This is a genomic window from Pontibacillus halophilus JSM 076056 = DSM 19796, from assembly GCF_000425205.1.
GTDB classification, from domain to species: domain Bacteria; phylum Bacillota; class Bacilli; order Bacillales; family BH030062; genus Pontibacillus_A; species Pontibacillus_A halophilus.
In genome coordinates this window covers 93,930-117,520 of the sequence record NZ_AULI01000001.1, presented here as the reverse complement: position 1 = coordinate 117,520, position 23,591 = coordinate 93,930, and the positions used below count along the sequence as shown (strand labels likewise).

The 23,591-nt window shown below is 44.9% G+C and carries 30 protein-coding genes and 2 riboswitches; of the genes, 25 read left to right on the top strand and 5 right to left on the bottom strand.

Features of this window, described 5'->3' with window-relative positions; genetic code table 11:
* Positions 1 to 150: 150 nt before the first annotated feature.
* Positions 151 to 276: a hypothetical protein gene (locus H513_RS22140; RefSeq protein WP_267879637.1), complete on the bottom strand. Its 126-nt coding sequence runs from the start codon at positions 274 to 276 to the stop codon at positions 151 to 153.
* On the opposite strand from H513_RS22140, the gene H513_RS0100565 reads away from it, so the two are divergent.
* The 18 genes from H513_RS0100565 to H513_RS0100480 all read left to right on the top strand — a co-directional run bounded on the left by H513_RS0100565 (position 265) and on the right by H513_RS0100480 (position 13,754).
* A complete protein-coding gene (locus H513_RS0100565; RefSeq protein WP_026798942.1) occupies positions 265 to 1,623 on the top strand; it encodes an ATP-dependent helicase ComFA in 1,359 nt (452 codons plus the stop codon). The genes H513_RS22140 and H513_RS0100565 overlap by 12 nt on opposite strands.
* Positions 1,620 to 2,294 carry a ComF family protein gene (locus tag H513_RS0100560; RefSeq protein ID WP_026798941.1) on the top strand — a complete coding sequence of 225 codons (675 nt, stop codon included), beginning with the start codon at positions 1,620 to 1,622 and terminating at the stop codon, positions 2,292 to 2,294. The genes H513_RS0100565 and H513_RS0100560 overlap by 4 nt, the downstream gene beginning before the upstream one ends.
* A 47-nt stretch (positions 2,295 to 2,341) precedes the next feature.
* Positions 2,342 to 2,749 (top strand): TIGR03826 family flagellar region protein, encoded by a 408-nt coding sequence (locus H513_RS0100555; RefSeq protein ID WP_026798940.1) that lies wholly within the window; start codon positions 2,342 to 2,344, stop codon positions 2,747 to 2,749.
* Positions 2,750 to 2,838: 89 nt separating this feature from the next.
* Positions 2,839 to 3,105, top strand: a complete 267-nt coding sequence (flgM, locus tag H513_RS0100550; RefSeq protein ID WP_026798939.1) for a flagellar biosynthesis anti-sigma factor FlgM — start codon at positions 2,839 to 2,841, stop codon at positions 3,103 to 3,105.
* 14 nt (positions 3,106 to 3,119) lie between these two features.
* Positions 3,120 to 3,617, top strand: a complete 498-nt coding sequence (locus H513_RS0100545; RefSeq protein ID WP_026798938.1) for a flagellar protein FlgN — start codon at positions 3,120 to 3,122, stop codon at positions 3,615 to 3,617.
* Positions 3,618 to 3,629: 12 nt separating this feature from the next.
* Positions 3,630 to 5,231: a flagellar hook-associated protein FlgK gene (gene flgK / locus H513_RS0100540; RefSeq protein WP_026798937.1), complete on the top strand. Its 1,602-nt coding sequence runs from the start codon at positions 3,630 to 3,632 to the stop codon at positions 5,229 to 5,231.
* A gap of 26 nt (positions 5,232 to 5,257) precedes the next feature.
* Positions 5,258 to 6,118: a flagellar hook-associated protein FlgL gene (gene flgL, locus H513_RS0100535; protein WP_407946589.1), complete on the top strand. Its 861-nt coding sequence runs from the start codon at positions 5,258 to 5,260 to the stop codon at positions 6,116 to 6,118.
* A 43-nt stretch (positions 6,119 to 6,161) separates the two neighbouring features.
* A complete protein-coding gene (locus H513_RS19340; RefSeq protein WP_051239552.1) occupies positions 6,162 to 6,749 on the top strand; it encodes a DUF6470 family protein in 588 nt (195 codons plus the stop codon).
* Between the two features lie 16 nt (positions 6,750 to 6,765).
* Positions 6,766 to 7,215: a flagellar assembly protein FliW gene (fliW, locus tag H513_RS0100525; RefSeq protein ID WP_026798935.1), complete on the top strand. Its 450-nt coding sequence runs from the start codon at positions 6,766 to 6,768 to the stop codon at positions 7,213 to 7,215.
* Complete coding sequence (gene csrA / locus H513_RS0100520) at positions 7,202 to 7,429, top strand: carbon storage regulator CsrA (protein WP_026798934.1); 228 nt, start codon at positions 7,202 to 7,204, stop codon at positions 7,427 to 7,429. Before fliW ends, csrA begins: the two co-directional genes overlap by 14 nt.
* Before the next feature lie 131 nt (positions 7,430 to 7,560).
* Positions 7,561 to 8,568, top strand: coding sequence for a flagellin N-terminal helical domain-containing protein (locus tag H513_RS0100515; RefSeq protein WP_026798933.1), 1,008 nt, complete (start codon positions 7,561 to 7,563; stop codon positions 8,566 to 8,568).
* A gap of 102 nt (positions 8,569 to 8,670) precedes the next feature.
* Complete coding sequence (locus tag H513_RS0100510) at positions 8,671 to 9,945, top strand: flagellin N-terminal helical domain-containing protein (RefSeq protein ID WP_026798932.1); 1,275 nt, start codon at positions 8,671 to 8,673, stop codon at positions 9,943 to 9,945.
* Between the two features lie 219 nt (positions 9,946 to 10,164).
* Positions 10,165 to 10,527, top strand: a complete 363-nt coding sequence (flaG, locus tag H513_RS0100505; RefSeq protein WP_026798931.1) for a flagellar protein FlaG — start codon at positions 10,165 to 10,167, stop codon at positions 10,525 to 10,527.
* A 14-nt stretch (positions 10,528 to 10,541) separates the two neighbouring features.
* Entirely contained in the window at positions 10,542 to 12,035 is a 1,494-nt protein-coding gene (locus H513_RS0100500) for a flagellar hook-associated protein 2 (RefSeq protein ID WP_026798930.1), read from the top strand.
* A gap of 24 nt (positions 12,036 to 12,059) precedes the next feature.
* Positions 12,060 to 12,449, top strand: coding sequence for a flagellar export chaperone FliS (gene fliS / locus H513_RS0100495; protein ID WP_026798929.1), 390 nt, complete (start codon positions 12,060 to 12,062; stop codon positions 12,447 to 12,449).
* Positions 12,449 to 12,802: a flagellar protein FliT gene (fliT, locus tag H513_RS0100490; protein WP_026798928.1), complete on the top strand. Its 354-nt coding sequence runs from the start codon at positions 12,449 to 12,451 to the stop codon at positions 12,800 to 12,802. Before fliS ends, fliT begins: the two co-directional genes overlap by 1 nt.
* 11 nt (positions 12,803 to 12,813) lie before the next feature.
* Positions 12,814 to 13,176, top strand: coding sequence for a DUF8042 domain-containing protein (locus H513_RS0100485; protein WP_026798927.1), 363 nt, complete (start codon positions 12,814 to 12,816; stop codon positions 13,174 to 13,176).
* 164 nt (positions 13,177 to 13,340) lie between these two features.
* Positions 13,341 to 13,754, top strand: a complete 414-nt coding sequence (locus tag H513_RS0100480) for an NUDIX hydrolase (RefSeq protein WP_081658116.1) — start codon at positions 13,341 to 13,343, stop codon at positions 13,752 to 13,754.
* Positions 13,755 to 13,784: 30 nt separating this feature from the next.
* On the opposite strand, the gene H513_RS0100475 is transcribed toward H513_RS0100480, so the two are convergent.
* The 3 genes from H513_RS0100475 to H513_RS0100465 form a co-directional block, all read right to left on the bottom strand.
* Positions 13,785 to 14,642, bottom strand: coding sequence for an STAS domain-containing protein (locus tag H513_RS0100475; RefSeq protein ID WP_026798925.1), 858 nt, complete (start codon positions 14,640 to 14,642; stop codon positions 13,785 to 13,787).
* 373 nt (positions 14,643 to 15,015) lie between these two features.
* Complete coding sequence (locus tag H513_RS20760) at positions 15,016 to 15,537, bottom strand: sigma-70 family RNA polymerase sigma factor (RefSeq protein WP_081658115.1); 522 nt, start codon at positions 15,535 to 15,537, stop codon at positions 15,016 to 15,018.
* Between the two features lie 233 nt (positions 15,538 to 15,770).
* Positions 15,771 to 16,826 (bottom strand): YecA family protein, encoded by a 1,056-nt coding sequence (locus H513_RS0100465; RefSeq protein WP_026798923.1) that lies wholly within the window; start codon positions 16,824 to 16,826, stop codon positions 15,771 to 15,773.
* 188 nt (positions 16,827 to 17,014) lie between these two features.
* Positions 17,015 to 17,059, top strand: a riboswitch (PreQ1 riboswitch).
* 85 nt (positions 17,060 to 17,144) lie between these two features.
* Here H513_RS0100465 and queC point away from each other — a divergent pair.
* From queC to thiE, 7 genes are all read left to right on the top strand, one after another.
* On the top strand, positions 17,145 to 17,816 hold the full coding sequence (queC, locus tag H513_RS0100460; RefSeq protein ID WP_026798922.1) for a 7-cyano-7-deazaguanine synthase QueC: 672 nt from the start codon (positions 17,145 to 17,147) through the stop codon (positions 17,814 to 17,816).
* Positions 17,809 to 18,285: a 6-carboxytetrahydropterin synthase QueD gene (gene queD / locus H513_RS0100455; RefSeq protein WP_026798921.1), complete on the top strand. Its 477-nt coding sequence runs from the start codon at positions 17,809 to 17,811 to the stop codon at positions 18,283 to 18,285. Before queC ends, queD begins: the two co-directional genes overlap by 8 nt.
* Positions 18,278 to 19,006 carry a 7-carboxy-7-deazaguanine synthase QueE gene (gene queE / locus H513_RS0100450; protein ID WP_026798920.1) on the top strand — a complete coding sequence of 243 codons (729 nt, stop codon included), beginning with the start codon at positions 18,278 to 18,280 and terminating at the stop codon, positions 19,004 to 19,006. The genes queD and queE overlap by 8 nt, the downstream gene beginning before the upstream one ends.
* 51 nt (positions 19,007 to 19,057) lie before the next feature.
* Positions 19,058 to 19,168: riboswitch (TPP riboswitch) on the top strand.
* 210 nt (positions 19,169 to 19,378) lie between these two features.
* A complete protein-coding gene (gene tenA / locus H513_RS0100445) occupies positions 19,379 to 20,077 on the top strand; it encodes a thiaminase II (protein ID WP_026798919.1) in 699 nt (232 codons plus the stop codon).
* A complete protein-coding gene (thiD, locus tag H513_RS0100440) occupies positions 20,070 to 20,888 on the top strand; it encodes a bifunctional hydroxymethylpyrimidine kinase/phosphomethylpyrimidine kinase (RefSeq protein ID WP_026798918.1) in 819 nt (272 codons plus the stop codon). Before tenA ends, thiD begins: the two co-directional genes overlap by 8 nt.
* Entirely contained in the window at positions 20,885 to 21,673 is a 789-nt protein-coding gene (thiM, locus tag H513_RS0100435; RefSeq protein WP_036768861.1) for a hydroxyethylthiazole kinase, read from the top strand. Before thiD ends, thiM begins: the two co-directional genes overlap by 4 nt.
* Positions 21,666 to 22,304, top strand: coding sequence for a thiamine phosphate synthase (gene thiE / locus H513_RS0100430; RefSeq protein WP_036768863.1), 639 nt, complete (start codon positions 21,666 to 21,668; stop codon positions 22,302 to 22,304). The genes thiM and thiE overlap by 8 nt, the downstream gene beginning before the upstream one ends.
* Before the next feature lie 64 nt (positions 22,305 to 22,368).
* Here thiE and H513_RS0100425 read toward each other — a convergent pair whose 3' ends face one another.
* Positions 22,369 to 23,583 (bottom strand): ROK family transcriptional regulator, encoded by a 1,215-nt coding sequence (locus H513_RS0100425; RefSeq protein ID WP_026798915.1) that lies wholly within the window; start codon positions 23,581 to 23,583, stop codon positions 22,369 to 22,371.
* Between the last annotated feature and the right edge of the window lie 8 nt (positions 23,584 to 23,591).

Below are 23,591 nucleotides of genomic sequence, written 5' to 3'. Positions count from 1 at the left end.
TTAGGAGGGTAGGCCCGGGACTGCGAGACTCCCGTGGGAGCAGGAGCCTAGGGGAGGCCCCGGAGGGAGTGCAACGACTGAGGAGACTTCCCAGCTCCCCACAGGAAAGCGAGTGGTCCCGGGTCTACCCTATGCAGGTATGGTATGGACCTAATCACACATGACGATGAGAAGGAAGAACAGTCTGTGTAAAGCACCGAATAAAGGAATATCTTGTTCACTGCCGAAGTAATAGAGGAAATCATCTATAAAGGAGAGACGTTTGTGACGATTCAACCCCCTCAATCTATATCCCCTCATTTAGCCGGCAAATTGCTTGTGAAGCGAAATTGGCCATTTGAAGAGAGCCTTCTTGAAGAAGGCTTGCAAGCGGATTGGTTAAGTGAACAGTCCGCCATCACGAATAAGTGGCATAGTTCCATTTGCCATCGGTGTGGCACGAAGAAGCGGTCTCACTTTTATAAATGGCCTTGTCCAAACTGTGGAGAAAAATGTGTGTATTGTCGGTCATGCGTCAAGCTAGGTCGCCTTTCATCGTGCGACAAACTGCTTACCTATCATGGTGCAGTACTTCAGTGGAAGCATCATCAAAAACCGTGCATGTGGGAAGGAAAGCTTACGCGTGCTCAACAACAGGCTGCTGACGCCATTGTGAATGCTGTTCGGACACAGTCCTCTATCCTTGTTTGGGCGGTGTGTGGTGCAGGTAAGACGGAAATGTTGTTTCCGGGAATAGCAGAAGCGATTCAGACAGGAAAGCGAGTATGCTTGGCGACACCTCGAGCGGATGTCGTTCGAGAACTTCTACCGAGACTTCGACTAGCTTTTCCACATGTGGATATTGTTGGTCGCTACGGGGGAAGTGAGGAACGGGACGAAGGAGCTCAGTTTGTTGTCGCGACAACCCACCAATTATTTCACTACCGAAGTGCATTTGACGTGATGATCATTGACGAAGTAGACGCGTTTCCTTACCATGCTGACCCCTCACTCCCCCGTGTGACTTCCTTATCCAAGCAACCTTCATGTGCCACGATTTATTTAACCGCAACCCCTAGAGAAGATTTAAAGCAAGCGTCACAGAGAAAGAATCTCCCCACCGTATTTGTCCCCATCCGTTTCCACGGTCATCCCCTCCCAGTTCCTACTTGCACGTATATCGGAAGGTTGTCCAACAAGCTTCAGCAATATCGTATACCGAACCCAATTAAAGAATGGATTGAACAAAAACAGGCTAATGAACGAAGAATTCTGCTGTTTGCTCCTACGGTTACCACTGCAACGCATGTGGCGAATGAGCTAAGTGTTCCATATGTACACGCGGAACATGACCAGCGAAAAGAAGTGGTTCAGCAGTTTCGCAATCGAGAAGTGCGGATGATTGTCACGACCACCATACTGGAACGGGGAGTGACGTTTCCGTCCATTGATGTTGCGGTGTTAGATGCAGGGCATCGTGTGTTTGATGAAGCAGCGCTTGTTCAAATTGCCGGGCGAGCTGGCAGGAGTGCTGATGATCCTAGTGGAAATGTGGTCTTCTTTCACGATGGCTTTTCTCTTGCCATGGACAGGTCCATTCGCTCTATTCGCGCCATGAATAAGAAAGCAGCAACCTTCCGATGAACTGCTTATGGTGCGAGGCCGAACTTGTTCCTGAGGTGACATGGTCAACGTTTATAGGTCCATTCGAAGCGAATGTCCTATGTCAGATTTGTTCAGAAAGGATGGAGCGTATCGGGGCTATCGTCTGTCCCCGCTGTAATCGACCTATGGAGGAAATGAAGCCGTGCTATGACTGTGAACGCTGGGAATTGAGTGGAACAAAGTTAACCATGAACAAGTCTTTGTTTCTATATAACGAGTTTATGCAGGAGGTCGTTGCTCAATGGAAATATCGTGGAGACTACGCATTAATTGAATTATTCCGTGCTGATGTTGAACAAATCTTTCGTTCCATGCGAACGAATTGGTATGATGCAATACTTGTTCCAATACCGTTAAGCGAATTACGAATGAAGGAACGAGGATTTAATCAAGCAGCTGTACTTGCCCAAGCTACAGGTTTACCTGTTCAAGATCTGCTGACTAGGGTGCATGGGGAGAAGCAATCAAAGAAGACGAGGCACGAACGTATGAATACAGGGAACCCGTTCTCCATCCGAGGGTCAGTTCCGCCTAAAGTCGTGTTGGTGGATGATATCTATACGACAGGTCAAACCCTACAGCATGCAGCCACCCTATTGCATCAAAATGGAAGCGTTGAAATCGCTTCCTTCACTTTAATTCGGGGCTAATTAAACCGATAGTAAGAGTAGAGCAACAGGAGTGGGAGGAATGTACGATGAGTGAATTAGCCAACTGTCCAAGATGTAACGCCATCTACGTTAAAGGTGTTCGAGACATTTGTGAAGCTTGCTATAGAAAAGAAGAAGACGACTATGACTTAGTTTATACCTATATAAGAAAAAAGAAAAATCGTACAGCTGGCGTTGAAGAGGTAGCCAATCACACGGGTGTAAGTGAGAAAACAATCCGCAAGTTCGTGAAGGAAGGACGCCTTCGTTCTGGAATGTTCCCGAACTTAGATTATCCTTGTGATCGTTGTGGCACGATGATTAATGAGGGGCTTATCTGCGGAAGTTGCGCGAATGAGATTCAGGCCGATCTAGGTAAAGTGGAGCAGGAAGAAAAGCGGAAAGACCGGGTTCGAGAGAGTCAGAATACCTATTATACATGGGGTAGTAAATAAATATTTAAATACGCGTTTCTATGGTCGATAATAGAGATAGATAACATACACGGGGGCTATCATTGAATTAATGAAAGAGGTGAACGGACATGAAAATTAATGGTCCACAACATTCAAATCTGAACCCATATCAAAAGCAATTCCAGAAACAAGCGCAGGTTCAAAAAGGAGAAGCAGCGAAGGATCGCGTAGAAATTTCCTCCCAGGCGAAACATATGCAAGAGGCATCGAACGCGAAACAAGCTCGCCTAGACCGCGTTGAGGAGCTTAAGAACCAAGTTCAGTCCGGTACCTACCAAGTGGATGCGAAAGAAACAGCGAAGAACGTAGCCAACTTTTTTAAAGGTCAGGCATAAGGAGTTAACCATCTATGAACACAGCAGCGATTATAGACTCTATGAGTAAGCTTTCAACGTTACACGAAAGCTTGCTTGCCTTGTCTAAAGAAAAGACAGACATGCTGAAGAATCGAGATATAACAGGGTTGCAAACTGCGCTTGTGAAAGAACGGAAGCACATCCAGGCCATTAGCCAGGTTGAAGAGAAGCGTACATCACTTGTAAGTGAGTGGTTCCGCGTTAGTGGTCACGAAGACCAAGATCAAAACGTGTCTACTATGCTTGCCTTGTTAACTTCCCATGATGAAAAGGCGAGACTTCAGCAAGAGTTTGACCGCTTGCTTCAGCTCGTTCAAGAACTTAAAGGGCAAGAGCAGCTCAATGCGGACTTGACACATCAATCCCTACAATATATTAATCTATCACTGAATATGCTGAATCCGTCCTTGCAGTCGTTGAATTATGACGGGAAAGAAGGACAACAACCAAACCAAGGATCAAATCATTCTGCATTTGATTCGAAAGCGTAAGGAGAGAACGTCATGAGTTCAACCTTTCATGGGCTAGAAGTAGCGAAGCGGGGCGTTTATGCACAGCAGTCTGCTTTATATACGGTTAGTCATAATATATCGAATGCGAATACACCTGGATATAGCCGACAGCGCGTCAACATGGAAACAATGAATCCGTATCCACCAGCTTCTATGAACAAGCCTGAGATTCCGGGACAAATCGGACAGGGTGTGAAAGCGGGGTCTGTAGAACGAGTTCGCGATTCATTCCTAGATGTGCAATACCGCGGGCAGAATAGTCAAGTTGGTTATTATGAGGAATTAAGCAGCTCTATGGATAAAATGGAACGCATTATGAACGAACCATCGGAAGAAGGGTTGTCGAAGACGATGGATCAGTTCTGGCAGTCGCTTCAAGATTTAGCTGTAAACCCTGAAGATACTGGGGCGCGTTCCGTTGTACGACAGCGTGGGTTAGCCTTGGCTGATACGTTCAATTATTTATCTGATTCTCTTAAGTCCGTACAATCAGATATCAAGAATGAAATTAACGTTTCGACGCAAGAAATCAATTCATACCTTTCCCAAATTAATAGTTTGAACCAGAAGATTGCAGACGTTGAGCCCCATGGAATGCTGCCTAACGATCTGTATGACCAGCGCGACTTGTTAGTGGACGAGCTGACGAAGCTTGTGAACGTTGATGTAAGCTATTCCTCAAACGGTGGACGCTCATTGGACCAGGCAGAAGGCGCACTGACACTGAAGCTTGCGGATGACTCTGGTAATACCCTTCAGAGTGGTGGAAAGGATGTCGTACTTTTAGACGGTGCGTCAAATGAATATGCACAACTGAACGTGAGTGTAACAGATGATACCGCTACTGGAAATGCGATTAAGCATTCGTATGTCGGTCAAGATGGGATTGCCGTTTCAAATCTAGGTAAAAGCGGGACCCATACCTTTGCCACACCACAGGCAACGTTATCAGGTGACGAATTCACATCACCAGGGAAACTGAGAGGCTCGATTGATTCAATGGGTTATATGAGTAGTGCCGCTGGTGGTTCTACAGTAAATGGTGTGTATACGGACATGCTTCAAGATTTGGACAAGCTTGCAAATGAACTCGTCACAGAATTCAATGCAGTTCATTCAGCTGGGAAGAAGCTAGATGGCACAGACGGTGGCGATTTCTTCTCCCTGACGACAGCTGGCGAAGCTGGGGCTGCTGGGAATATTGAAGTGCATGCCGATATTAAGACGGACACGGCTAACATTGCTGCTTCAATTAACGGAAATGCTGGCGATGGCTCGAATGCTAACGCTCTCGCTGATGTAAATAGTACAACGATTGGCAATCTGAACGGAAGCGTCAAAACGTTCTATGAGTCTATGATTGGTACGATGGCCGTACAAAGCCAAGAAGCACAGCGCATGCAATCCAATTCTGAAACGCTGCGCATGTCTGCCGATGAACAGCGTCAATCTGTTTCAGCTGTCTCCCTTGATGAAGAAATGACGAACATGATTAAGTACCAGCACGCTTATAATGCCGCCGCTCGTAACCTGACAACGATTGATGAGATGCTTGATAAAATAATTAACGGCATGGGCCGAGTAGGAAGGTAGGGAACACCATGCGCGTCACGCAAAATATGTTATCGAATAACATGCTTCGAAACATTAGCAACAGCTATGAGACGATGGGCAAGTATCAAGAGCAGCTTTCCACTGGGAAGAAGCTTACGAAACCATCTGATGACCCCGTCTCCGCAGTAAAAGGGATGAGTTACCGCGCACAACTGACCGAAATTGAGCAATACGAGCGAAATATGAACGAGGTGCATACGTGGACGGAGAATACGGATGCTGCTTTGGATGAAACGACTGGTGCTTTACAGCGACTACGTGAGTTAGCCGTTCAGGCAAGTAATGGTACATATGAAGAAGGTCAATTAAAGAACATTGGGGCTGAAGTATCTCAGCTCAAGGACCATCTCGAAGATCTTGCCAATACTGAAGTGAACGGAAAGTACTTATTCAATGGTTCTGACACGAAGAACCAGCCAGTAGACACTGGTGCCACACCATCTAAGTACCCGAATAACACAGATGAGGTACGGATTGAAGTGTCTAAGGGGATTAAAGTTGATGTGAATGTGAAAGGGGAAAGCATCTTCTCAGAGAAGTTGTTTGACGACTTGGACAAGTTTATAAACAACTTAAATGGAACGGGTACAGGCAATATGGAAGAGTCGATTGCGGATCTTGATGGACATATTAACAACACAGTGAATGAGCGCGCAGACTTAGGTGCCCGTATGAATCGAATTGAGTTTATTGAACAGCGTTTGGACACTCAGAAAGTAGCAGCTACAGATATGCTTTCAGAGAATGAAGATGCTGAGCTTGAAGAGGTCATTACAAAGCTTAAGACACAAGAAAGTATCCACCGAGCTGCTTTAAGTGTGGGCTCAAGAGTCATTCAACCTACATTAGTCGACTTTTTGAAATAAGCTATCTGACTTCAGATAGCTTTCTTTAATAGGAGGGATACCTGTGAGTGGTCCACAAATTCAATTGCAAACGAAACCAGCTCTCATCTCTTTAAAGACTACGAACGTGAAACAAAGCATCTCACAACCGAAAGCCGATCAGAGCATCCAGCAGCCGATGGCGAAGCACTCCATCCGTCAAGTTCCTCCCAAATTATCCATCGATCAAACCGTTGCATGGCAGAATCTTGGATTTAAAAGTAGCGCTGTTCGATCTCGAGAAAGTGCAGCCTATAGCAATCAAAAATGGAATGAACATCTAGGATCGATTGCGCAAGACGGAGATGAAATGATGCGCATTGAGGACGGGGGTAATCCGATTGTATCTCAAGCCCAACAAGCAGGAATTTGGACGGTAGAGGTGAAACCAGGTAACGCTCCAGCTCATGAGCAGGTGAAGATTCAATACCAGCCAGGACATGCAGAAATTCAAAATGAGGCGCAAAAACCCGTAATCAAAAACGTAGCAAGAAAAGCGGAGCTTGGTTTTGAACGTGGTGGAGTAGCTGTGTCGACAAAGCAATATGCAGATGTAACCATTGATTTTAAGGATTTAACATTTAAAGGGTACCAATTTGAAACAACTATTTAAGAAAGGTTCGTGACCCATGCAAGTACATACACGATTCTTCGATGAAATAACGATTGAACAAGATGCGGTCATTACATTCCCGAATGGCCTACCGGGTTTCTTGGAGGAGAAGGAATTTGTCCTGTTACCGATTGATGAGAACGGGATATACCAAGCACTTCAATCTATTCATAGTAAAGAAGTCTGTCTTGTGACGCTAAATCCGTACACCATATACGGAGACTATGAATTCGACCTCGATCAAGCAACGATTGATGTATTGAACATCGAAAAGCCGGAAGAGGTTCAAGTGCTATCAGTCGCTACATTAAGAGAGCCATTCTCACAATCTACGATTAACCTTCAAGCTCCGATTATAGTCAACGTAATAAATCGGAAAGCGAAACAAGTAATTCTCAATTCCCCTATCTACCAAACGAAGCATCCGCTTCAGCCGAAGGAGGGGGATGACCATGCTCGTACTTAATCGGAAAGTCAACGAATCTATCCGAATCGGTGACGACATCGAAGTAAAAGTGCTAGCCGTCGATGGCGACCAGGTCAAAATTGGCATCGGAGCCCCCAATAGCATAGATGTCTATCGGCAAGAAATCTACATGCGTATTCAAGAAGAGAACCAGGAAGCAAGCGCTTCTACTATAAATGTCATCGAAGCATTAAAAAATCAAAAAAGAGACTAAAGCCTATTCCGTTTGAGCCGATATAAGTAGTGAAGCTACAGAAGGAAGGCGCGCGACTTTCACGAGTAGCAACTATTAACGGAAGTCCCACAAGGACGTGGGGCTCAAAATTCAAGGAGGAATATTTTCTTATGCGTATTAATCATAATATTGCTGCGTTAAACACGCACAATCAACTAAACCAAGCGAACAATGCAAACTCTAAATCTATGGAGAAACTATCTTCTGGTTTACGTATCAACCGTGCAGGAGACGATGCTGCAGGTCTAGCAATCTCTGAGAAAATGCGTGGTCAAATTCGTGGTCTTGAGCAAGCAGAGCGTAACGCACAAGATGGAATCTCTATGATTCAAACAGCTGAAGGTGCAATGAACGAAACACACTCTATCCTACAGCGTATGCGTGAACTAGCGGTTCAGTCTTCCAACGACACGAACACGACTGAAGACCGTGCAGAGCTACAAAAAGAGGTTGACCAGCTAGCATCTGAAATCACTCGTATCGGTGATAACACAGAATTTAACACGAAGAACCTTCTAGATGGTAGTTTCACTGGTAAGTTCCAGATTGGTGCAAACGAGGGCCAAAACCTTGAACTATCTGTAAATGACATGCGTTCTGATGCTCTTCAAGTTGGTAAAGCTTACACATCTGACAACGCTGCTGGAACATTGGTTGGACAGGATGGTTCCACAGTTATTGCTACTTGGAAAAGTTCTACAGATGCAACATCTAACATTGCTGGATACTACACTGGTGACGGCTCTACTAGTACTGCAGCAGAGTTAGAGCTTGAAGCCTCAGCTGCATTAGCCGACGGCAATAAAGGTGCTTTAGGAATTGATATTTCTTCACAAGCAAGCGCAGATAAAGCTGTAACAACAATTAACACTGCAATCGAAACAGTATCTGCAGAGCGTTCTAAACTTGGTGCAAACCAAAACCGTCTAGAGCACACAATCAATAACCTTTCAACATCTTCTGAGAACCTAACTGCAGCGGAATCTCGAATCCGTGACGTTGACATGGCTGCTGAAATCATGAACCAAACTAAGCAATCTATCCTTTCTCAGGCTTCTCAGTCTATGCTTGCAAAAGCGAACCAAAACCCTCAAAACGTTCTTCAACTTCTACGTTAATCGTATTAGATAAGCACGTTAGAGAAGAGCAAAAAGACTCTATAAATTATTATAGGATCCACAAGGATGTGGGTCCTTTATTTTCAAGGAGGAATATTTCTTATGCGTATAAATCATAATATTGCTGCGTTAAACACGCACAACCAATTAAACCAAGCGAACAATGCGAACTCTAAATCTATGGAGAAACTATCTTCAGGTCTACGTATCAACCGTGCTGGAGACGATGCTGCAGGTCTAGCAATCTCTGAGAAAATGCGTGGTCAAATCCGTGGTCTTGAGCAAGCAGAGCGAAATGCGCAAGACGGGATCTCTATGATTCAGACAGCTGAAGGTGCAATGAATGAGTCTCACTCAATCCTACAGCGTATGCGTGAGTTAGCGGTTCAATCTTCCAACGACACGAATACAACTGAAGATCGTGCAGAGCTACAGAAAGAGGTTGACCAGTTATCTCAAGAACTTAGCCGTATTGGTGATAACACAGAATTTAATACTCAGAACCTATTAGATGGCTCTTTCAGTGGTAAATTCCAAATTGGTGCAAACGAAGGTCAAAACCTTGAGCTTGCAATTGGAGATATGCGTGGTCAGGCGTTGGGCATGGCTGGAGACGCAAAAGTAGCTGTTACCTCCAGTGTAGTAGATGGGTCCGATACTAATACAGATATTGCACAAGGAACTTACACTGTACAAGAAAATAAATCTGGTGATTTTGATATGGTTGACCAAAACGGAAGTGTAGTAGCCACGAGTACTGATAGTGGAGCAACATTCTCTGCCTCTACTGGAGACGATACAATTGATTTTGCTACTGCTGGTAAAGCAAAAGTTACGAGTGGTACTGTGACTGTTGATGGGTCTGGAAATGTTAGCGCTACGGGTTCTGTACAAAACCAGGGTCTTGAGGCTGGTAACTACACATACGACAATGCATCTAGCTCACTTATGGATTCAAATGGTAAAGTAGTAGCAACTGATACTGCAACTGCAGGTACTTTTGTTGATGCTAGTGGCGGAGCGGTAGCTACTTTTGCTAACCCACTTGCCAATGGAGATGCTGTTAAAGTAGGTGGCATCGACATCTCTAGTCAAGCTTCAGCAGATAAAGCTGTAACTCAGATCAACGATGCAATCGAAACTGTATCCTCTGAGCGTTCTAAGCTTGGTGCAAATCAAAACCGCCTAGAGCATACAATCAATAACCTTTCTACATCTTCTGAGAACCTAACTGCTGCAGAATCGCGTATCCGTGACGTTGACATGGCAGAAGAAATCATGAACCAAACCAAACAGTCTATTCTTGCTCAAGCATCTCAATCAATGCTTGCGAAAGCGAATCAAAACCCTCAAAACGTACTTCAACTTCTACGTTAAATTCGTTTGAGGATATTAGGAGAGCTACCATTATTGGTAGCTCTTTTTTTGATGCCAAAGGAGAAGGCAAATCAAAATCCACAGAATGTCCTGCAACTACTTCGTTAATTTGTCGAACTATGGGGCCCGCTTCGCGGGTCTTTTCTTTTGCCATCTATTAAGAGTCAATATATTCATCCGATATAATAACTAAATGGTGTGGGGAAGGAGTTGCAGGAGATGGATGTAGGGGACATCTTATCGGGAACTCAGCTTCTGCAGGGGAAAGAGCACACAGGTTATATGACAACAACTGCGAGACGTGGGCCATCTAATGATGTACACGTGAAGCAATCAATCGGATATGAAGACAAGTTAACAAAGGACCAGGCAAATAAACTGGTACAGCAGTTAAATACATTTTTAGAACCAGTAAATACCCATGTACAATATAGGATGCATGAGAAACTCAATGAGTTCTATATTTCCATAGTCGATTCCAACACGGATGAAGTGTTGCGAGAAGTACCTCCGAAGAAACTTCTTGATGTCTATGCGGGAATGATTGAAGCTATGGGTCTCTTAATAGATGAAAAAAGATAGGACGGTGATTGGGTATGGCAGATATGCGTATAGGCGGATTGGCAAGTGGCATGGACATTGACGGCATTGTCGGTGACCTCATGAAAGCAGAACGAATTCCATTAGATAAGATGGAGCAAGAGAAGACGAAGCTCGAGTGGCAACGAGATGCGTATCGTGATGTGAACAAGAATATCTTAGAACTTGAGAAGATGACACTTGATTTGAAATTGCAGAAGACCTATGAGACGAAGCAAGTTTCCTCGTCTGATGAAGCAGCTGTTCAAGCAACAGCAACGGCATCAGCTGGTAACGGAAGCTACAATGTGAAGGTGGACCAGCTAGCAACTGCAGCCATTAAAGTAGGAGAGCAATTATCTACGAAAGGACTTGACCCTTCAACGTCACTTACAGCACAGAATCCTGCGCTTACTGGGTCTAAGTTCACGTTGACGACCTATGGAGAAAAAGGCGGTGGCACTCCGAAGGAATTTACCATTGAAGATGGGGACACGTTGGATGATGTGATGAAGAAGGTAAACGATTCTAATATTGGTGTGCGTGCCTTTTATGATAAGACGGCAGACAGAGTCGTGATGGAGCGTACAGAAACAGGCGATTTCAACAAGGGTGGCGAAGAAATTGAGTTTGGCGGCAATCTTGATTTCTTTAACACGGTAGGATTGGCTAACGCTGGCACTAGTGTAGCGGAAACTGGTGGCCAAAATGCGAAATTCACGTACAACAATGCGCTTCAAGTTGAAACAGAAAGCAACAGCTATACGATGAATGGGGTTACCTTCAACTTTAACCGTGTCACGACAGATAATGTACGTGTGAACATCTCGAATGACGTAGATGCTTCGATGGACAAGATTACTAAGTTCGTTGAGAAGTATAATGAACTCGTCGAATCTCTAAATGAACAAACGAAGGAAAAACCGAACCGTGACTATGCTCCGTTAACGGAGAAGCAGAAAGAATCTATGGAAGAGAAAGAGATTGAGTTATGGACAGAACAGGCAAAGAAAGGCCTGCTCTATAATGAAGGCGTTCTAGAGAACGGCATGTCTAAACTTCGGACAAACTGGTATGAGCCTGTCGACAACGATGGGGCCTACAGCCAGCTTGCTCAAATTGGGATTTCAACTACCGCCAACTACTTAGATGGTGGTAAACTTGAAATCGACGAAGACAAGCTTCGTGGAGCTCTTCAAGATAACCCGGATTCAGTCTATAAGCTGTTTAGCGGGAAAGATGCATCAGGCAACAGTGTAGGGATCGCGCAAAGGCTCGATGATACGTTGACCGGCATGAAGAAGTCCATAGAAGAGAAAGCCGGGAAGTCGACGAGTTTAACGAACAATTATACGATTGGTCGAAATCTCGAAGACGTTAAACAAGAGATGGAAGCCTTCGAGGACCGATTGAATCAAATTGAGGATCGATACTGGGCTCAATTCACAGAAATGGAGAAAGCCATTCAACAAATGAACTCTCAGTCCAATTATTTAGCCCAACAGCTGTAAGCATATAAAAGGGGAGAACAATGCATGTCTATTCAAGCCTATCAGAGTAACTCAGTTCAAACAGCGTCACCTGGCGAATTGACGTTAATGTTGTATAACGGATGCTTGAAGTTTATTAAACTGGCTCGTAAAGCCATAGAATCCAATCAATTCGAAGCAAAGAACACGAATATCCAAAAAGCTCGTAACATCGTTCAAGAGCTCATGGTGACAATGAACCAGGATTATGAGATTTCTAAGGAAATTATGCCGCTCTACGATTACATGAATCGACGCTTGATGGAAGCAAATATCAACAACGATGTGAACATCTTGGATGAGGTAGAAGGTTTGGCGACGGAATTTAGAGATACATGGAAGGAAGTTGTGAAACAAACTAGAATGGAGAAATTTGGTCAAGGCGGACAAGCCTAATGACTGTATTAAAGCAACTCCACGACCTTACTTCACAGTTGTACACCCATGTTCAAGAAGTGCCAAAGGTTGCTGAACGCGACGATTACATTGAACGACTAACTGATCTGCTCAATGAGCGTTCAACACTTCTTGAGAAAGTGGAAAAACCCGTTACAGAGGAAGAGAAGCAATACGCTAGGAATATTCAGGACATGGATAAAGAAATTCAATCCAAGAATCAATTGGTGCTGCAGTTGATAAAGAAAGATTTGCTAGCTTTAAAAAAACAAAAATCGCAAAAGCAGAGTTACACAAATCCTTATCAACATCTCTCTAATTATGACGGCATGTACTTAGACAAAAAGAAGTAGGGGGATTACTTATGAAGTTACAAGAGTCACAGTTGGAATTTTTTCATCAGTATCAAGGTATGTTGAAAGTCATTAGTGAAGGGTTCTCATACTTAGAGGACAACCCATATGGAAGTGCGCGCTCACAAGTATTATCTGACCTTGTTCTTGCATTTCAGAAGTTGTCAGAGAGTCATGATACCATGTCGAGTCTATTGGATGAGAACGAGGGCATTTCTTGTAAGGTGAGTGAATTTCACGAGGTCGTCTTGTTGCTTAGCGACTGGATGGAAGAGAAAGATGACTATGAGAAGCTGACAAGTCACATCATTCCTCGCTACGAAGAGTTTCGCCAATCGATGGAGCAGACGCTGCATCCTTATACTGTGTCTTAACGAGAGAACGCTTGGGAGACCAGGCGTTCTTTTTCGTTGTATAAAGAAACCGGGCGCGATGAATGGGGGAGTGACTCTCCCAGTTATTAGTGAAACATGCTATGATAATAGAAACGTTTCTTGCATAGGGGATTGTGCCCTTACTGATAGAATGGACTGACGGAATGAAAGGAGTTTATGCGATGAAGCCGCGTGCTGGAATCATCTTAATTCAAGATGGAAAGTTAGCCTTAATTCGCCGGAATAAGCGTGGTCGTACGTACTACGTTGTACCTGGTGGTGGCATTGAAGAGGGAGAAACGAAAGAGGAAGCGGCACTTCGAGAAGCGAAGGAAGAGCTCGGTGTCGAGGTGCAGATTGTGAAAGAAGTAGCTACACTCTATAAAGAACGAACCCATTATTATTTCCTAGTGGAGATGAAGGGTGGGGTGTTCGGTACAGGTGAAGGGGAAGAGATGGTGAACCCTAGTCCTCAGAAAGGGACGTATACTCCTATTTGGATGGATGTCTTCCGTTTGCCAAGACTGAGTGATTTCCGCCCCTCTGAAATATTGCCAATTGTCATGAATGAATCTTAAAACCCCTTGGGTCAATAGGACCCGAGGGGTTTAGTTGTGTGAGGTATTTAAATCTCCCATGCGTTCCTGTAAGGCGTGGGACAGCTTGCTCTTCATTTGTATGTTCGTGAAGTCTAATCCAAGATTTACGGCTACTTGAGCGATTCGAGGCTTGAGTCCACATAAGATGGTCGTAACCCCGAGGAGCTTCAATGAATCAATCAATTGGAAGATTCGGTGTGCGACGAGGGTATCAATGTTATGTACACCAGATAAATCGATGTAGATGGTGTCATATTCGTACTCGTTGCAATGCTCGAGCGTATTCTTATGAATATAAGCAGTTCGCTCTGTATCTAAGTCTCCCATTAATGGAAGGATGGCTGCGTCTTCCGTAATCGGGATAACTGGGGAGCTGAGCTCGTTAATGAGCGTTTGCTTTCGCTGTTGTTCTTTCTCTGTCTTATCATTATAACGCTTAAGAAATTGTGTGATGACCCAGTCGAATGTAGAATTCACAAGATCATTCCAGTGAAGAATATCCTCGACCGTCACTTCATCGTGTGTCTTGGAGAATTCTTTAATATAGTTGTAGTAGACTTCTCGAACCACTCGGAACTGCTGTACAGCTTCGTGAAGCGGCATATCTTGAGCGAGTCTTCTGTCGGATACAAGTTCAATCCAGGCTTCCCACTCTTTATGGAGGGAGTCCTCATCTTCAATGAAGGCTTTCGTGATGGAGGTCACAAGTCGACGGTTCTCTTCACGTAATTGGCGATCCATTTCAACTCCCGCATCTCTCGAGAAGACGGATTGACCATTTATCTCACGAGCATTCAGCCAATCATCGGTAATTCGTGGGCTCTGTTCAACTAAATAGTGGTAAAGCTTTGTTTGAGCATTATTCAACGCTTACACCTCCTAAAACAGTACTATCATATAAAATTCCCTTAATAAAAGAAAGTCAAACAGCACATTGGCACTCTAAACGGGTTTATTTCCCATTAATGCCAAACTGAAAACTACGAACATTACGAATAACGATGAACGCTTAAGTTTTTATTTACATTAGCTTCACATTAGTGTTACATTGTTTAAGGTCAATTAATGATTGACTCCAAACTTCCTGACCAAGCCTCTTTTCGTTTTCATATCTTGATTACGATTTGGCTAGGTGGTTTTGTCCCACAAACCATAATGAAAGATCTCCCTAAGATCATACCAACCACTCCATGAGGGTTAGCTTCGTTCGGTAGAAGCTAACCCGTTTTTTTATGCTCATTTATTGGGAGAAATACCCTTTTACTTCTCTATTGCTTCTTAGTTTCTTCTTAGCAGCTTTCCCCCAGTTCTTTACGGCCTCAAGTGTGGTGTTCTCCTTCGCTGCAATGGCTTGGAGGGGCTGCCCGTTCATAATTACCCCCTTAAACCATGCGTACTGTTTCTCCGTTAAGATGGATTCTATTTCTTGCTGCAAATAAGGATCGAATAAGGTAGATTCCTCATTTTCATTCAAGGTTTGCTTTGTCTCTTCAATGTAGGCTTTCTGATGAGAAGATTTCCGATTCTGTGTCCGGATAAGCGTAAGTAAGTGCTTGTGTACGGTGTAGTAGATATGGGTGGATAGCTTCGATTTCGCTGCATCGTGTGTATTCCAGGCTTGCCATAGGGCGATGAGTGCTTCCTGATAATAGTCTCCTTCGGTGTCCTTAATGTGTAGTCTGTGAAGAATGTGGTAAATCATCCCTTTGTGTTGGTCTACTACGTCATCAAACTTCATTTCATCGATCATCGTTCGCCTCATTTGGAAGGCAGCGCTGCTTCAATTATTCCGCGGTAGCCTCATCATAGGACAGTAGGGTACGGTTGTTCAGAATGCGTTTATGTAAGTGTGAGGGGTTATTTCAATGTTTTACTCTAGGTGAAATGTGTATTTTACCTCCCGCTGGGTACGAAAAAGTGTGTTTTATCTCTTTAGTGGTTTTCCACCATACAAAAACCCCCTTTCACCATAGTGGGAAAGGGGGTTGTAGGTATTTATACCATTGTTTGCTGTTCTTGTAGGAACGTTTGGAACGCTTCGCCAATTTCGTTCTTACGCTTGGACAGGCTGTTTGGACTGACGCCGTGCTTCGTTGCGATTTCTTTCTGAGTGACATTCGCTTTAACGCCAAGTTCTGGTGCAGTTGTCACGTGATACTCAAGTGCAGCCGCGAAGATCTCAGGCTTACGAATAGTTGGGTTGTACTCTTTACAGTAGTAAGACCAGAAACCAAGTGTTGCTTCCATCACTTTTTGGCCGAGACGGTTATGGTCGGCATACGTTTCAAACAGTTCTGCTACTTGCTGGTGAGAATCTTTAGACCAGTTAATGTTGTCAGAACTCAACTCATCTGTTTCAAGGTGCTGAATCAGCGTTTCAATCATACGTAAGTAATGACGCTGGAAGTACTCAGACTTCGTTTCATTCTCTTCCTTGTTCGCTTCATAGTCATCGTTGAAGGATTTATCCATGAAGTTCTCGATGATGCGCTTGTCGAATGGTACTGGTGTTGGAATCAACGCATAGTGCGTACCCCAATTGAATAAGTATCCAAGAAGCACGTCTGATACAACGACTTCGCTCATGTCATCAGGAATCTTAACCGTGTAAGCTTCGTCAGTTAAGAGGTCCTGCCCTTGAACGACGAAATTGTCTACCTGCTTCACTTCTAATAGAACAGGAGCGGCACCTGGCCACATCTTGAAGGCTTCAAGTGTTTGTGGGCGTGTAAGGGTATCTACCTTCTTCTCATAGAACTTGTCTATAATCGTCGTATCTCCCTCAACAGGCTCATCCATAATCTGTTTGACAATATAGTTAAATGTATAGAGCTCGCTATACTCCTTAGGGAAGTCTGGCAAAGCGCTAGGGCGTACGTGGCTTTGGTATGAACCTACACCAAGGCTGATGAGCTGCTGGTACAATTGGTCTAATTCTTGTTCCATGACAACTTCTGTCGAAGCGACCTCTTCTATACCACAGTGACATTTCTTGTATTTTTTCCCGCTGCCACAAGGACAAGGGTCATTACGTTTGATCTTTGATGCCATAGTAAACCTCTTTTCTACCAAATAATATGCTTTACTAGTTTAACACGTTATTAAAATTCTGACCATGCCGTGGTGTCGGTGCGTGTCAATGTTTAACAAGATTTTGGGATTGTATGTTCGCTAGGCAGTAATGTTCAAATATGGTAAACTAGTTAATTGACATTTGAATAAAGTCCGCTGATGAAACAGCGGGAGAGGTTCTAGCGACACCCTCTATAAAAAACTAAGGATGTGACTATACCGACCTTAGGTATAGCTTTTTTTGTTTTTATGGGTGCATGGATCCTCTTTTCTACTTTTAGAAAGGGGATTTTTTTTATGAATAAAGAGAAGTGTATTGTCGTCTTTAGTGGGGGGCAGGACAGTACGACCTGTCTGTTCTGGGCGCTTAGACGATTCAAGGAAGTAGAGACGGTCACATTCAACTACAATCAGCGTCATGCTGAAGAGATTGAAGTGGCGGAGGAGATTGCAGCAGAACTTGGTGTAAAGCATACCGTGCTTGATATGTCGCTACTAAATCAGCTTGCTCCGAATGCGTTAACGCGTGATGATATTGCAGTTGAAGACGGAGAAGACGGTGGACTTCCAAGTACGTTCGTACCTGGCCGTAATTTGATCTTCCTTTCTTTCGCAACCATTATGGGGTATCAAATTGATGCGAAACATATCGTGACAGGAGTTTGTGAAACGGACTTTAGTGGTTATCCAGATTGTCGAGATGACTTTGTCAAATCGTTAAATGTAACGTTGAATCTGTCCATGGATGAGAAGTTCGTCATTCATACTCCCCTGATGTGGCTCGATAAAGCTGAGACGTGGGAACTGGCGGATGAGCTTGGTGGCTTTGACTATGTGCGTGAGAAGACCCTCACATGCTACAACGGAGTCCGAGGCTCAGGGTGTGGAGAATGCCCAGCGTGTCAGTTACGACAGCGAGGACTACAAGCGTATTTAGAGAAGCGTGAGGAGGTACGAGCAGATGTTTAACGACTTTGGCTTTCGCATTGTTGAACAGCTACAGAAGATTGATGAGGATATCCGTCGCAGTGAGTTGAAATATCATCATAAGCGGGTGATGGTCAGCAAGGAATTCACCTTTGATGCAGCGCACCACCTTCATTGCTACGAAGGAAAATGTAAGAACTTACACGGACATACGTACAAAGTCATCTTCGGAGTAAGTGGCTACGTGGATGAAATCGGCATTGTCATCGACTTTGGCGACCTAAAGAACATCTGGAAGAACGAAATTGAAATCTACCTCGACCATCGATACTTAAACGAGACTTTACCTCTTATGAATACAACGGCAGAGAACATGGTTGTGTGGATTTATGAGAAGATGGATGAGGCGCTTCAAGCGCAGTTTGAAGGGGCGAGAGTCGAGTTCGTGAAATTGTATGAGACTCCGACGAGCTACGCAGAAGCAAGACGGGAGTGGATGATCGATGAGTAGCATTCCTGTACTAGAAATATTCGGGCCAACCATCCAAGGAGAAGGAATGGTTGTCGGGCGTAAAACGATGTTTGTACGGACAGCGGGATGCGACTACCGTTGTTCGTGGTGCGACTCGGCATTTACGTGGGATGGCAGTGCGAAGGACGATATTCGCAAGCTGTCTGCAGAAGACATTTACGAGGAACTCTATACCATTGGCGGCGACAAATTTGACCACGTGACAGTATCCGGCGGCAATCCCGCCTTGTTGAAAGATATGGGCATTCTCGTCGACCTTCTCCATGATAAGGGGTGCGAAGTCGCACTTGAGACGCAAGGAAGTCGTTATCAAGAATGGTTTACAAAGATAGACGATTTAACGCTGTCGCCGAAGCCTCCTAGTTCTGGCATGGAGACCAACTGGGTGAAGCTAGACGGGATTCTACACGAACTTGAACAAGCAGGCCGTGTGGACAAAGCGAGTCTCAAGGTTGTTGTATTTGATGAAGCAGACCTAGAGTACGCCAAGGACGTTCATGCCCGTTATCCACATGTGGATTTCTTTCTTCAGGTGGGGAATGACGATACAGAGGAACAGAACGATGAAGTACTGATGTATAAATTGTTAAAGAAATACGAATGGCTCATTGAGCGGACGATGGAATCTGACGCGCTGAACCGTGTGCGCGTACTGCCACAAGTACATGCTCTCTTATGGGGCAATCGTCGCGGTGTTTAGCTTTCACGTGACAACTTCTATAAGCTATGTTATCGTGTTTAGTAAATAAAGGAAGTCCACTAGGGGCGCCTCGAAGTAACGAGGCTGAGATAAGGAGAGATCCTTGGTCCCTTTGAACCTGATCTGGTTAGTACCAGCGAAGGGAAGTGGAGTCGGTTGGTTTTACAAGAGTAGCCACACTTGTTATGAGCCTATGAATGCTAGATTCATAGTGTTTCTAAGACGAGCTGTCGCAACCTTTACCCTTACACTGTAAATTCAGGCCGCTCCAGTTTCTGGGGCGGCTTTTTTGTATGGGAAAGCTTTATGACAACCAACTTGTCCCCACAAAATCCCCAGGTTGCTTCCTAATCCCATTTAGGAGGAACAATTATGACATTTTCCACAGAATTACGTAAAGAAGCAGATTCCATTTACAACGCAATCTTTGACCATCCGTTTGTTAGAGGACTGGCGAAAGGTGACATCCCAAAAGGTGCGGTCGAGCATTATGTGAAAGCAGACTTTGAGTACTTGAATGCCTTTATGCACATGTACGGACTTGCCATCTCGAAAAGTTCTGACCGAAGCGACATGGATTTCTACAAACAGCAGATTGATTTCGTCTTGAATAGCGAAATTCATCCACACAACAACCTTTGTCAGTATATCGGTATCAATTACGACGATTTGCAAAGCTATCCGCTTCCTCCATCCGCAGATCACTACATCAAACACATGAAGCATTACGGTCACGAAGGGTCCTTAGGTGAGATTCTTGCTGCCATCCTTCCTTGTCCGTGGACCTATTTAGAAATTGGCGAACGCCTTATTGAAGAGATTGGGCATGATGAAGCCCATCCTTTCTATGAATGGATTGCATTCTACGCAGAAGAGGGCATTCGTGAGACGACAGACGATATCCGGAAGCGCCTCGATGACTGGGCAGAAGGCGCGAGCCAACGAGAGAAAGAGGCGATGAAGGAGGCATTCATAAAGAGTTCTCAGCTTGAATGGGGCTTCTGGGAAATGGCTTACAATGAAGAGTCATGGGAGCTTGTTCCTCGTCAGGCGGTGACTACGTATGAGTAATGTCCGTGGGGCTATAACAATTGCTGGAACAGACCCGAGTGGCGGGGCTGGTATACAGGCAGATTTGAAAACGTTCCAGGAGCTTGAGGCGTTTGGGATGTCGGTCATTACGTCTGTTGTTGCTCAGAATACGACAGGCGTTCGTGGCATGGAGCATATGCCGTTATCAATTATTGACCATCAGCTTGCAGCGGTTCTTGAGGATATGCCTGTCCATGCACTAAAGACCGGGATGATTGCCACGACTGACATGATGAAGCTTGTGGCTTCACGCATCCAACAGGCTGGTGTTCCCTATGTCATGGACCCAGTCATGATTGCCCAAAGCGGTGATGCGTTAATGGATGAAGCTTCCCGAAGTGCTCTAAGAGAGACGCTGTTGCCACTTGCAACTGTTGTGACCCCGAATGTACCTGAAGCCGAGGCGATTACAGGGGAACTGGTCGAGACGGAAGCGGACATGAGGAAGGTTGCAAAGATAATTGTGCATGAATTTGGATCAAAGTCAGTCGTCGTAAAAGGGGGCCACATGGAAGGGGAAGCACTCGATTTATTTTATGACGGAGAGGACTTTCATACATTGGTGACGCCGAGGTTCGATACGAAGCACACGCATGGTACTGGATGTACGTTCTCAGCTGCCATCACGGCTGAGTTAGCAAAGGGGAAATCCCTTCTTGAAGCCGTTCAGACTGGGAAGCGATTTATCGCACTAGCTATTGAGCACACGCTTGGTATCGGACATGGGCAAGGTCCAACAAACCATTGGGCTTATCGCCACCATCAACATAAATTGGAGGAGATACGATGACGATTACTGCCTTACGTGAGAAAGGGCCACTTATTCACAATCTAACGAACGAAGTTGTTAGTAACTTTACTGCGAACGGCTTGTACGCAATTGGCGCATCCCCAGTCATGTCGAAAGCGCCTGAAGAAGCGGCAGATATGGCGGGCATTTCAGATGGCGTACTCATCAATATTGGTACGTTAACGGCAAGTGACGTTGAAGCAATGCATCTCGCAGGTCGACGTGCCAACGAAAATGGAATTCCTGTCGTTCTGGACCCGGTAGGTGTTGCAGCGACAGCGTACAGGAAGGAAACGTGTCGCGACTTGCTACAGGCGATATCCTTTACCGCAATTCGTGGGAATGCTGGGGAAATTGCAACGCTCATTGACCGACCGTGGGAAGCAAGAGGTGTGGATTCTTCAGATGATGGAGATGTGGTTGAGCTAGCTGAAGCCGCTGCGATAAAGCTAGGGACACTAATTATCCTCACGGGTAAGAAAGATGTGGTGACGGACGGGACAAGGACGTACACGTGTGAGAACGGAACGCCTATGTTGACGAAGGTGACAGGAACAGGATGCTTGTTAAGCTCTGTTGTCACAGCGTTTCTAACTTTGGATGGTGACCGTGTGGACAATGCAGTGTCTGCTGTGTCCACATACGGGGTAGCAAGTGAACTTGCTGTGGATGACGCAGCTGGACCTGGAACGTTCCACCCACGTTTTCTAGATACTTTGTCCACAGTTACATTGGAAGCGGTGCAGCAACACGCAGTAGTAAAGGAAGTTGTCCACAATGATTGATCTTAGAAACTACTTTATTATGGGGAGTCAGGATTGTATTGGAGATCCAGTTGAAACGTTACGTCAAGCGATTCAAGGTGGCATTACATGCTTTCAGTTCCGTGAGAAAGGTGAAGGTTCACGATCAGGAAAGCGAAAAGAGGAGCTAGCAAGAAAGCTTCAACAGCTATGCCAAGAAGAAGATATTCCGTTTATTGTTAATGATGATGTTGCTCTCGCTAAGAAACTGGATGCAGACGGAATCCACGTTGGACAAGACGATACCGCCATTGAAACAGTCCTACACGATTTTCGACAGAAGGTGGTTGGCTTATCCACTCATACGGTAGAGGAAGCTTTACTCGCGAATGAATTGAATGTGGATTATATCGGAGTAGGACCTATATATGGGACTAAGACAAAACCGGATGCCAAAACGCCATCAGGACCTGAAAGAATCAAGGAAATAAGAAAGGTTAATGTGACAAAACCGATAGTTGGAATCGGTGGGATACACATTGACAATGCAAGAGAAGTGATGGAGGCGGGAGCGGATGGGGTCTCCTACATTTCAATTGTAAGTAGAAGTGAAACTCCATACGAAGCAGCGCGGGCAATGAGGCAGGCTGTAGAAGAAGAGGTTCGATACTAGAAATTGACTCCCAAAATCATGAATAGAAAAAGGCACAGCGCTATTCCTGGCACTGTGCCTTTCTTTACTTACGAACGAAGAACTCTTGAAGAATTAATACAACTGCTCCCATAACAGTGGAATTCTCCTTCAAACGAGCGGAGAGGACAGGAGTTTCTTTCGCTTGTTGCGTCAGTCCTTTAGAAGCGATCATCTCTTGGACACCAGACAATATAAACTCTCCAGCCTGAGCCACGCCTCCTCCGATAATGATGCGAGTTGGGTTCACGGTGTGGATAAGGTTCGTCAGCCCAATACCTAAATAGCGTCCTGTATCGTGGAGGATTCGGGTGCTAAATTCATCCCCTTGAACTGCCGCTTTATGCACCATGGAACCTGTAACCTTATCAAGGTCACCCCCGCACATGTCCGTTAGAAGGGACGAGGCTCCAAATTTAAGCTCTTTGACAGCTCGTTCAGCTATAGCAGGTCCAGCTGCAATGGCTTGGAGACACCCATAATTTCCACAATCGCATTTCGGTCCATTAAGATCGATTGTCATATGACCAATCTCCCCTGCGATATTCGCTTCTCCGTGGAAGAGTTGTCCTTCGTACATGATACCAGCACCAATTCCGTACCCAACGTTGACCCCGACGAAATTCTCTTGCTTGTCCCCATTTCCGAACCAAGCTTCGCCGAGCGTCATAGCACGAACGTCATTCTCAACCTTCACCATAAGCTGAAATTCGTCCTCAAGAACAGAGGCAACTGGGATATCTCGTAAGTTAAAGGCAGGGGTGAATAAGGAAATCCCATTCTCGTTATCCACAATCCCGTGCATACCGACCCCAATCCCGAGGCAACGGTCCACATGGAGTTGACTTTGTTCCAATAATTTGTGGACACCTCTTTTCAACACGTTGATCATCGTTTGCTTATTGGGGTGAGAATCGAGCTTTAATCGAACTTGTTCCAGAACGTCCCCTGCTAGGTTACTCGTTACAAATTTCACATACACATGCCCGACGTCGATTCCAATGATAAAGAAATGGTTCGAGTTAATGTCCAATAACGTTGGCTTCCGTCCACCTTTCGACGTTCCTTGTGAAGTTTCAATAACAAATTCACTCCGTAAGAGCTCCTTGACGATATTGCTTACGGTTGGTGGAGTCAGTTTCGTGATTTTAGCAATCTCAGCACGGGAGATGGGCCCTTTCTCGCGTATGAGATTTAAAATAATGGAACGATTCATGGATTTCATTAGTTGGAAACTACCTGTTCTCATTTGTGTACTCATGTGGTGCA